This is a genomic window from Moorena sp. SIO3B2, from assembly GCF_010692525.1.
GTDB classification, from domain to species: Bacteria; Cyanobacteriota; Cyanobacteriia; order Cyanobacteriales; family Coleofasciculaceae; genus Moorena; species Moorena producens.
In genome coordinates, this window is sequence record NZ_JAAHHE010000660.1 from 1 (window position 1) to 2,432 (window position 2,432).

General features: G+C 47.0%; 3 protein-coding genes. All 3 read left to right on the forward strand.

Going from position 1 to position 2,432, the window contains the following annotated elements:
- Positions 1-786: 786 nt before the first annotated feature.
- The 3 genes from F6K38_RS39455 to F6K38_RS39465 all read left to right on the forward strand — a co-directional run bounded on the left by F6K38_RS39455 (position 787) and on the right by F6K38_RS39465 (position 2,163).
- Positions 787-1,260, forward strand: a complete 474-nt coding sequence (locus tag F6K38_RS39455; protein ID WP_287360356.1) for a hypothetical protein — start codon at positions 787-789, stop codon at positions 1,258-1,260.
- Between the two features lie 123 nt (positions 1,261-1,383).
- On the forward strand, positions 1,384-1,734 hold the full coding sequence (locus F6K38_RS39460; protein ID WP_287360357.1) for a hypothetical protein: 351 nt from the start codon (positions 1,384-1,386) through the stop codon (positions 1,732-1,734).
- A gap of 6 nt (positions 1,735-1,740) precedes the next feature.
- Entirely contained in the window at positions 1,741-2,163 is a 423-nt protein-coding gene (locus F6K38_RS39465; RefSeq protein WP_287360358.1) for a GPW/gp25 family protein, read from the forward strand.
- Positions 2,164-2,432: the final 269 nt, after the last annotated feature.

Here is a 2,432-nt window from a genome sequence, read left to right on the forward strand (position 1 = left end):
CCCTAGAAACTCAATCTATACCAGAAGGTGATAATACTGAGTTTTCAGCAGAAAGTTTTAGCAAGTCTTGGCAGCAAGCTGTGACTGGACAAACCTTACCCATTTCTCAAATCTGGGAGGGAATTGATATTGACTGACGCTCCGTTAGTTGAGGTGCAACTTACTCCTGAGTTTCAGCGTAAATTGAGAGGATATCTGAAAAGTTTTTTTATACTGAATTTTGCCCCCCTAGGGCGTGTTTTCTTGCCTCGGAGATCCCCCTAAATCCCCCTTAAAAAAGGGGGACTTTGAGTATGGCTCCCCCCTTTTTTAAGGGGGGCTGGGGGGGATCATCATCTGGCGGAAAACTTTGAAAACACGCCCTAGCCCCCCAAGCGAGGGATTGCTCGCTTGGGGGGAACAAGAATCAATTTGCTGCTAAAAGTCCCCCGAGCGAGGGATTGCTCGCTCGGGGGATTTAGGGGGCTTGGATGTAGCAAATGAGACTTCTCAGACAACCTCTGAGAGAAGTTAAAAAAATACCAATTAAAGTAGGGTGTTGCTCATTCTGGGTATGGTTTCGCCCCCCTAGCCCCCCAAGCGAGGGATTGCTCGCTTGGGGGGAACTATACTATCAAAGTCCCCCAAGCGAGGGATTGCTCGCTTGGGGGATTTAGGGGGCATTCATAAAACCAGATGATCGCACCTTCATTCCTTAATTCAGCAACGCCAATTAAAGTAGGGTGGGCAAAGTTATCTTATCTAGAAGACTCATGTGAACCAAAATGTGTCTTGATGCAGTCGCTCATGGGGGGAACCACGGCAGTCGCTCATGGGGGAAACCCCCAAGACCGCGCTGCCTCCCCAAGACCGCGCTGCCTCCCCAAGACCGCGCTGCCTCCCCAAGACCGCGCTGCCTCCCCAAGACCGCGCTGCCTCCCCAAGACCGCGCTGCATCGCTTTTTGCCCACCCTACAAGCTTGTTTGTCAAATCAGTGGAATGGGCATCTTGGTGGAATGGGCATCTTGGTGGAATGGGCATCTTGGTGGAATGGGCATCTTGGTGGAATGGGCATCTTGGTGGAATGGGCATCTTGGTGGAATGGGCATCTTGGTGGAATGGGCATCTTGGTGGAATGGGCATCTTGGTGGAATGGGCATCTTGGTGGAATGGGCATCTTGGTGGAATGGGCATCTTGCCCGTTTCAATTCCCGGCAGGCAGGATGCCCACCCCACTCATATTCATTCCGCCCCTCAGCAATGCCCCTACATGGATGTAGACTTGGAATGCAGTTAAAAAAATACCAATTAAAGTAGGGTGGGCAAAGTTATCTTATCTAGAAGACTCATGTGAACCAAAATGTTTTTGCCCACCCTACAAGCTTGTTTTTCAAATCAGTTTAGTGCGATCGCAAAATTCCCCATCAGCGATCAGCCATCAGCGATCAGCCATCAGCCATCAGCGATCAGCCATCAGCGATCAGCCATCAGCGATCAGCGATCAGCGATCAGCCATCACCCATTACCTATTACCTAACACCTATTACCCATTACCCATTACCCATTACCCATTACCCATTACCTATTACCTATTACCTATTACCCATTCCCCATTCCCCATTCCCCATTCCCCATTCCCCATTACCCATTACCTATTACCCATCACCTATTACCTATTACCTAACACCTATTACCTATTACCTATTACCTATTACCTATTACCTATTACCCATTACCTAACACCTAACACCTAACACCAAATGGAAAAAGATTTATTATTCACTCGCCGCCACACTGGACAATTTATTTCTGAGCGACAATTAGTAGACCTTCAAAGTGTCAATCGTGACTTGGCAACAGCGACAGGTTTAGATAATTTGGCTCAGGCAATTCTCAATCGCCTTTACACCCGTAAAGGGGAGCTTGCCGCTTTGGGACATCCTAATTATGGGTCACGGCTCCACCTGTTAGTGGGTCAACAAAATAATAATCGTCTTCGCTCCCTTGCTAATTTGTATATCCGTGAGTGTCTAGCTCAGGAACCTCGGATAGAAGAAATCAAGGCCATAGATTTTGAGCCTCCCTCTCGTCAGCAACGTTATACACTCGTAGCAACTGTAGTCCTTAAAGCTGTAGGCCAGGAAACACCCTTGACCCTGAGCTTTTCCCTACCTGGAGGGTAATGGGTAATAGGTAATAGGTAATAGGTAATAGGTAATGGGTAATAGGTAATGGGTAATGGGTAATAGGTAATAGGTAATAGGTAATAGGTAATAGGTAATAGGTAATGGGTAATGGGTAATGGGTAATGGGTGATGGGTAATGGGTAATGGGTAATGGGTAATAATGGGTGATGGGTAATGGGTAATGAGTTCATTAGCTAGAAATTACACGCAAAATTTAACTTCACTAGCTGGAGCTTAATGAGATGGTTTTTGAGAAAAAAGGCTTT